The following is a 7,552-nucleotide window of genomic DNA, read 5'->3' on the forward strand; positions in this document are numbered from 1 at the left end:
GCACCGAAGCGGCGCACCAGGGCCGGCGGCCAGGGGCGGGGCGGACCGCCGAGGTCGAGCATCAGCCCCGGCCCGCGGCGACCGCCCGGGCGCCGGCGATCAGCTCGCCCGGCAGCCGGTAGTCCACGGTGGCGAGGAAGGTCTCGTCCTCGATCCGCACGTACTGCCCGTACGGGGTGTCGATCCGCTGGATGCCCCGGTCCGCCCTGAGCGCCTTGGCGGGGCCGGGGGTGGCGGGGTTCGGCGGGACCGGCCGGCCGGCGAGCAGGTCCTCGGCGATGTCCACCGGGACGAGCCGCACGCAGGTCCACGGGTTCAGCGCGAAGGGCTCGGCGCTCCCGCCGTCCGCCGGTCCCGCCACGCTCAGCGACAGCCGGTCGCGGTAGTAGCCGTACGCGTCGGCGGCCAGCTTCACCGCGCCGACCAGCCCGCCGCGCCGGCGCCCCTCCCCGAAGGCGTGCACGGTGGTGCCCAGGCAGCGCCGCTCCCAGTGCGGCTCCCGCGAGTTCGGCACCGGCTCCAGGGTGCGCACCGCGGGCAGGGCGCGCAGCCGCTCCTCCTGCGCCGCCGTGAGGGCCGTGCCGGCCCGCAGCTCGGCCACGATGAAGCCGAGGAAGCCCTCCAGGCCGGCCTGGCGCAGCCGGGCGGCGAAGCGCGGGACGTCGAACTCCGGCAGCGAGAGCGCCATCAGCAGGTCGTTGGTGTCCTTGGCCGTCACGAAGTAGTCGCCCGCGGCGTTGTTGACGACGCAGGCGAGGTTCTCCTCGGGCGCGAGGACGTGGATCCCGGGCTCCCCGGCGGGCAGCCGCGGGGTCAGCCCGATCCGGCTGCTGTGCCGCACCGAGTAGTCGCCGAAGTGGATGTCCACGTTCAGCAGGTCCTCGGCACCGTCCGGCGCGACCAGCGGGAACTGCCCGTACACGAGGTTCTCGCTCGGGTCGTACTTGATCCACGGCAGCTCGGCCTTCAGGTACTGGTAGCCGTGCTCCGTGCGCAGCGCCCTGACCAGGACGCTCGCGTCGGACCGGGTCCGCACGAAGACGTCCAGGTCGCTGAAGTCGCGCACGCCGGGGTCGCGGTAGGTCGCGCGGGCGCCGAGTCCCTTGATCGCGAAGAACTCCAGGCCCGCGTCGCGGGCGATCCGCTCCAGCATCTCCAGGTTGGCGTCCAGGACCTTGTGCATCCGCTTGAGGCTGTCCGTCTTGGGACGCATCGCGGCCATGCAGCCGCGCACGCCCGGCCGGTCCTCGTACGGGGCGAGGCGGGACATCACCAGCGTGCGCATCCGCAGGGTCTCCAGGAAGCGGGCCGCTTCCAGGGAACCCATCGAGGCGATGGCGGTCAGCGAGCGCTCGATGCCGTACAGCGGCTGGAGGCTGGAGAGGCTGCGCAGGGCGGCCAGGTCGTCAGGGGTGGGGGATTCAGTTCCCATGGTGGTCTTTCCTCGTGCTCTCGGGTGGCCGGAGGTGGCCGCGTTCACGGGCGCGGCCGCGTTCAGTGCAGGACGCCCTGGCGCACCAGCAGGTCGCGGATGCCGGAGACCTTCTCCGCGCCGAGGCGCCGCTTGGCGATCTCCGCCTCGTCCTCGACCGTGTGCCCGTACTGCCACCAGGCCTCGCCGGTCTCGTTGTTCATCACCACGAAGCGGTCCTTGGCGGCCGGGCCGCGGACGATCAGCGAGGTGGTGTCGGGCACGGCGGCGACCGAGTGCACCAGGGTGTGGCGGATCACGTAGCCGGTGCCGGGCGTCTCGTCCCGGACCATGAAGGGCGCACCGAGCTTGGTGTCGGTGGTCAGCTCCTCGTAGTCGCCGTACAGGTAGTGGCGGTAGCTGCCGGCCAGCACCCGGTTGCCGAAGGTCCAGCGGTGGTTGTGCGGACGGTCGAACTCGCGGTTGCGGAAGACGTGCAGCCGTACCCGCACGCCGCTCGCGGCGTCGTTGACCAGGACCACCCGGTCCAGTTCCTGCAGTCGTTCGCTCTGCACCAGCAGGTCCGGCGTGGCCAGGACGTGGTCGAAGGCCGCGCTGAGCCACTCCTCCGTGCTCAGCTCCTCCAGCAGCTCCGCGAGCTGGTCGTGGAGGACCGGGAGGTCCTCCCAGGCGAGCCCGGCGAGCCGGGCCGGGTCGATGAGCTGGTCCCCCGTGGCGGTCATGGCTGTCACTGTTCCTTCCCCACGTGCGCGTGATGGTGCGGTCGCCCCTGGATTTCCCGGAGTTCCCGGAGTTCGTGAAGGTCCCGCTGTTCCTGCTGGTCCTGTTGCTCCTGCTGGTCCCGCTGTTCCTGCTGGTCCCGCTGCTCCTGCTCCTGCTGGGCGGCGAGCCGGCGGCGCGCCCGGTCCTGGATCTTGGGCAGCATCTCCGGCGCCCGCAGCATCAGCGGCAGCAGCTCCGGCTCCGTGGTCAGCGCGCGCAGCATCAGGTTCACCGTGACCCCGTGGCCCGGCCGCTTGACCACCTCGACGGGATCGCCCGGCGAGACCTCGCCCTCGGTCAGGACCCTCAGGTAGGCGCCCGGCGCGCCGTTCGCGATGAACCGCTTGACCAGGTCCGGGACGTCCCAGAAGCCCGCGAAGACCCGGCAGGGCTTGCGCGGGCGGATCACCTCGAAGACCGCGCCGCCGATCCGCCAGCGCTCGCCGATCTCGGCGTGGGTGACGTCGACGCCGACGGTGGAGAAGTTCTCGCCGAAGTTCCCGGGCGCCACGGTGCGGCCGAGTTCCCGCTCCCAGAAGCCGGCGTCCTCGCGCGCGAACGCGTACACCGCCTTGTCGACGCCGCCGTGCGCCTTCGTGTTGACGATCAGGTCGCCGTCGAGCCCGGTGGCCCGGGCCATGACCGGGCCGGGCACCGGCCGCTTGTCGATGCCGCTGCGGCCGTTGGAGGTCCACGGCCCGGTGCGCTCCACGCCGAGGTTGACGGTGAGCAGCCGCCCCGCCGTGGTCACCGCGGCCCGTCCCAGTCCGCGGTGACGTTCGGGACGCTGGTGGTCACGCCGGGGAGGTTCATCTCCTTCAGCAGGTGGGTGATCACGGTCAGCAGGTCCCAGCGGTTGGGGTGTTCGTACGGGACGCCGTGGGTGGCCGCCATGACCTCGGTCAGCGCGACCTCGCCGCCCGCGGCCCGGACGGCGGCCAGCTCGCCCGGCCGGCCCGGGGCGGTGCGCAGCCGCTCCCAGCTGAGCTCGTAGTCGAAGTCGTGGGCCGGGTGGCGGCTTTCCAGGGTGTCGAAGACGGCCAGCACCTCGGGGAGGGCGTCGTGGTCGGCGAGGATCCGCTCGCGCATCAGGGCGCGGCGGTCGTCGTCGCACAGGACGGAGATCTCCCGGAACACGTCGATCGGCTCGTCCGAGCAGTGCATGAAGTTGAACAGGCCGTTGACGACGCCCAGTTGGTGGCGCAGGTGGTCGGGGTGGCGCTGCTCCGGGTCGGCCGGGCCCTTGAGGGAGTTCAGCCGGATGGCGGCCGGCATCCGGCCGGGCGCCCACCGGGTGTCCTTCAGGACCAGGCAGACCGTGTCGATGCTGGGCAGGATCAGGTCCATCGCCTCGACCCGGTCCCGGGTGGCGATGTTGAAGTGGTGGCGCCAGACCTCCCGGATGGTCTGCCGGTCGTGCCGGAAGACCACCACGTCGACCGGCTCGAAGCCGGCGCCGGCCAGCGCCCGGACGGCGGAGCGCAGCCGACGGCCCGCGGTGGCCTCGGCCTTGAGCATGCACAGCGTGATGCCGAGCATCCGCGGCAGGTCCCCGCCGAAGGTCCAGCAGCTCTCCCGGAGGTACTGCTCCACGGAGTACATCCGCGCCTTCTCCGGGGACCAGGTGAGCTGGTCGAGGACGTCCTGGTCGACTTCGCTGAGCCGCTCCCGGTCTGGCAATGCTTCGGACAGCACGTGTGCTCTCTCCCTGTCTTTCAGGACACCGGTGCCGCGCCGGACGGCGCGGCGTGGGCACCGGGACGGTCGCCGAGGACCCCGGCGACGAAGTCCACCTCCGCCCGGCGCTGGTAGCCGTTGGGCTCGGCGTGTCCGGCGAACGGCCACACGCCGATCCGCTTCGGCCCGGCGTAGTGGTTGTACGTGGTGGCCACGGAGGCCGGGGAGCAGACCTGGTCCCGCATCGCGAGGGAGAACAGGGCCGGGCAGGTGGCGCGTTCGGCCAGCGCGACACCGTCGAAGTAGGCCAGGGTGTCCAGGACGCGTCCGACGTGCTGCGGGTGGAACTGGCAGAACCGCAGCAGCTCGCGGTAGGGCTGCCGGTCCGGGAGCCGCGCCGCGTCGGTCACGTCGCACAGGAACGGGGACTCGACCAGCGCCGCCGCCACCCGCTCGTGCAGCGCCGCGGCGGCGAGGGCCAGCAGGCCGCCCTGGCTGCAGCCGGAGACGACGATCCGCCCGGGGTCCACCGCCGGGTGCGCGAGCGCGGTGTCCACCGCGCGCACGGCGTCGACGTAGGCGTCGCGGTAGTAGTACCCGGCCGGGTCCAGTACGCCGCGGGTGACGAACCCCGGCACCTGCGGGTGCGTCGCCCCCACCGGGTCGGGGGTGTCCCCCGGGCGCAGGTTGGCGCCCCCCTGGCCTCGGGTGTCGACCACCAGCACGGCCCGGCCGACGGCGGGCCACAGCAGCCAGTCCAGCGGGGCCCCGCGGCCCTCGCCGTAGCCGAGGAACTGCACCACGCACGGTACGGGCGCCGGCGCGTCCTGGTCGGCGGCCGGCGCGGGCCGGGGCACGACCGGCCGGGGCACGATCAGCCAGGCCGCGATGCGGTGGCCGCGCGAGCCCGCGAAGGAGGTGTCGTACACCGTGGCGGCGGTCAGCGCGCTGGGGACCTCGGCGAAGACCGGGTCCAACGGGTGCGCGGCCGAGTCCAGGGTGTCCCGCCAGAAGGCGTCGAAGTCCGCCGGGGCCCGGCGGGCGGACCGGAGCCCGGCGAGCGCGTCGGGGAGGCCGGTCATGCCGGGACCGCGGGGGCGTTCTGCCAGGATTCGAGCAGGACGTTGGGGAAGATCCGCCCGATGCCCGGCTCGTTGAAGCGCAGGCTGTGCGTCAGCACGCTGAGCAGGTCCCAGCGCTGGGCCGGACCGTCCGTACCGGCGCGCAGGGTCGCGGCGACCTGCTGGACGGGGATCTCCCGGCCCGCCGCGCGCAGGCGCGCCAGCTCGCCCGCCGGCCCCTCGGCCGCGGCCAGCCGTTTCCAGCTGTTCTCCAGGTCCAGGTCGTGCGCGGGGGTCTCGGCCTCCAGCTCCGCGAAGGCGGCGAGGGCCTCGGGCACCGCGTCGTGTCCGGCGCGCACCCGGGCGTGCAGCAGCCGGCGGCGCTCCTCGTCGCAGACGATGGCGATCTCGCGCATCACGTCGATGGGCTCGTCGGAGGTGTGGGTGAAGTTGAACAGGCCGTTGACCGCGCCGAGTCGGCTGCGCAGGTGCTCGGGGCGGCGCTGGGCCGGGTCGGACGGCCCCTTGAGGGCGGTCAGCCGGACGGCGGCCGGGACGTCGCCGGGCGTCCAGCGCTCGTCCCGGAGGACCAGCATCACCGAGTCGGAGGTGCCCAGGACCAGGTCCATCGCGTCGATCCGCTCCCGGCTGGCGAAGTTCAGCTGGAAGCGCCAGGTCTCCCTGACGGTGAGCCGGTGGTGGCGGAAGCGGACCGCGTCGACCGGGCGGAAGCCGTTGTCGCGCAGCGCGTCGAGGGCCGGACGGTAGCGCCGCCCGGCGGCGGCCTCGGGCTTGAGCACGCACAGGGTGGTCCGCAGCACGTCGTCGAGGTCGTCGCCGAAGAGCCGGCAGCTCTCGCGGAAGTAGTTGTCCACCCCGTACAGCAGCGCCTTGGCCGGCGACCGGGTCACCGTCCGGACCAGGCCGGGCGGGATGTCGTGGAGGAGCACCTCCGGGGCGGCGGCCGTCTCGGGGTTGTCTGTCGTCACCGCGGTGCCGTCCTTCTGGTTCGTTCGTCGGCTCACAGGGCGAGCCCGTCGGTCAGTCCGGCCGCGTGGAAGGCGTCCAGGGTCCCCGGGTCGTCCAGGGCGCCGATCTCCACGAAGTACCGGATGGTCGTGCGGCTGGCCTCGGCGATGGAGGCGCGCACGTCGGCGGCCTCGTACGACTCGGCCATGACGGCTTCCGCCTCCCCGGTGCTGAGCCCGGCGGCGAGCAGGGAGCGGGCGACGGCGGGGTAGTCCGGTTCGAGGAAGACCGTGACCAGCTCGGGCAGCCAGGGCCCGAGCAGCCGGCGCTGCCGGGGGCTCAGGGAGTGCCAGAAGTACTTGAGCACGCCGTGGAAGTACGCGTGGTGCTTGCCCTCGTCCTCGGCGTGGTCGCGGACCAGGTCGCGGACGGCGGCGGGCAGTCGGCGGTCCCGCGGGAGGTCGGAGAGGATCGCCGAGATCAGCGTCTCGCTGACGATGCAGAAGGCCAGGGACTGGGCGCCGCGCAGCTCGGGCTCCATGAGCGCGCGGATCTCCTCCAGCCTGCGCACGAAGGCGGGTTCGGCCGTCGTCAGGGCGATCCCGGTCTCCGCGGCCACCTGCGTCATGAGGTCGTGGGAGAACTGCGCGTGCCAGGCCTCGTCGGTCGAGATCTTGAAGGCGTCCTGCCGCATGCCCGCGGCCAGACCGAGGTCGTCCCGGCCGCGGCTGAGGGCCACGGTCACGGGGAGTACGGCGACGGACTCCAGCTCCGTGGTGAAGTGCAGGTAGTGGCAGAGCCGCTCGACGAGCACGCGGCGAACCGTCCCGGGCGCGGCATCGCGCACGATCGGGTGGGACACGACCGGAACAAGTTCGGGTGGGAAATAGACCTGGTCGTCGGACGGCTGCGCGAGTACTCGGCTCGGTTTGACACGGACGCTCGCACGCTGATCCCAATTACCGAATTTGCTTTGGTACTCGTCAGCTACCACGGACTCCGGGCACGCAATGACTGACCGTTTTGCGGGCATGAGCTCGACCATAGGTCAAGCCCGACCGACAAGTAAAGAACAAAACTTCGAGGATTCACCGGGATAAGGCATCCGGCGTTTTTCTCCCCCAAATGGGACACACATACCCCTTCGACACCCTGACGCAGAGAAACCGGACAAAACGGGCGCGTCAGTTGAACACCCGGGCCGGCCGGGGCGTAGATAAAAAAATGCCGAACCGGGTTGACCGCGGATCCTCAACCGCGATAGGAAGTTAACGCAGCGGTTACGGAGAAGACGCCGAACCGCCCGGTACGGGGGTACCAGCGCCGCACTTCTGCTCGGTCCGAGCACTGCGGGTGCGCTGATGAATGTTCCGATGGGATCGACACTGCCCTGCGCAGGTCGGACACATCGTGTGTGTCAACGCACCCATGCGGAACTGCATCCTCCGAATTTATGCCAAGGGAGGAGGTGAAAGTCATGAAGAAGTACATCAAGCCGTCGGCCAAGAAGGTCGGCACCGGCACCATCCTGTCGAACGGCAACTGATGCCGGCGACGTGGGGCCCGCCCCGCAAACGCCCGGGGGCCCCCCCGGGCCCCCCCACACACGCAATACACATGACCCCCGTTATGTTTTTATTAGGAACGAGAT

General features: G+C 71.8%; 7 protein-coding genes. All 7 read right to left on the minus strand.

Annotation, left to right across the window (positions count from 1 at the left end; genetic code table 11):
- Positions 1-61: 61 nt before the first annotated feature.
- A complete protein-coding gene (locus ACFU6K_RS24350; protein ID WP_380666326.1) occupies positions 62-1,432 on the minus strand; it encodes a nucleotidyltransferase family protein in 1,371 nt (456 codons plus the stop codon).
- Positions 1,433-1,494: 62 nt separating this feature from the next.
- Positions 1,495-2,154: a hypothetical protein gene (locus tag ACFU6K_RS24355; RefSeq protein WP_380666328.1), complete on the minus strand. Its 660-nt coding sequence runs from the start codon at positions 2,152-2,154 to the stop codon at positions 1,495-1,497.
- A gap of 5 nt (positions 2,155-2,159) precedes the next feature.
- The gene (locus ACFU6K_RS24360; RefSeq protein ID WP_380666332.1) at positions 2,160-2,945 is read right to left on the minus strand and encodes an MOSC domain-containing protein; all 786 of its coding nucleotides are present in this window, start codon (positions 2,943-2,945) and stop codon (positions 2,160-2,162) included.
- Positions 2,942-3,889 carry a nucleoside-diphosphate kinase gene (locus tag ACFU6K_RS24365; RefSeq protein WP_380666334.1) on the minus strand — a complete coding sequence of 316 codons (948 nt, stop codon included), beginning with the start codon at positions 3,887-3,889 and terminating at the stop codon, positions 2,942-2,944. The genes ACFU6K_RS24360 and ACFU6K_RS24365 overlap by 4 nt, the downstream gene beginning before the upstream one ends.
- Before the next feature lie 20 nt (positions 3,890-3,909).
- Positions 3,910-4,953 carry an acetylxylan esterase gene (locus ACFU6K_RS24370; protein WP_380666336.1) on the minus strand — a complete coding sequence of 348 codons (1,044 nt, stop codon included), beginning with the start codon at positions 4,951-4,953 and terminating at the stop codon, positions 3,910-3,912.
- Positions 4,950-5,921 carry a nucleoside-diphosphate kinase gene (locus ACFU6K_RS24375; RefSeq protein ID WP_380666338.1) on the minus strand — a complete coding sequence of 324 codons (972 nt, stop codon included), beginning with the start codon at positions 5,919-5,921 and terminating at the stop codon, positions 4,950-4,952. The genes ACFU6K_RS24370 and ACFU6K_RS24375 overlap by 4 nt, the downstream gene beginning before the upstream one ends.
- Before the next feature lie 32 nt (positions 5,922-5,953).
- Positions 5,954-6,946, minus strand: coding sequence for a diiron oxygenase (locus tag ACFU6K_RS24380; protein WP_380666340.1), 993 nt, complete (start codon positions 6,944-6,946; stop codon positions 5,954-5,956).
- Positions 6,947-7,552: the final 606 nt, after the last annotated feature.

The sequence above is a fragment of the Kitasatospora sp. NPDC057512 genome (genome assembly GCF_042802135.1).
Lineage (GTDB): Bacteria > Actinomycetota > Actinomycetes > Streptomycetales > Streptomycetaceae > Kitasatospora.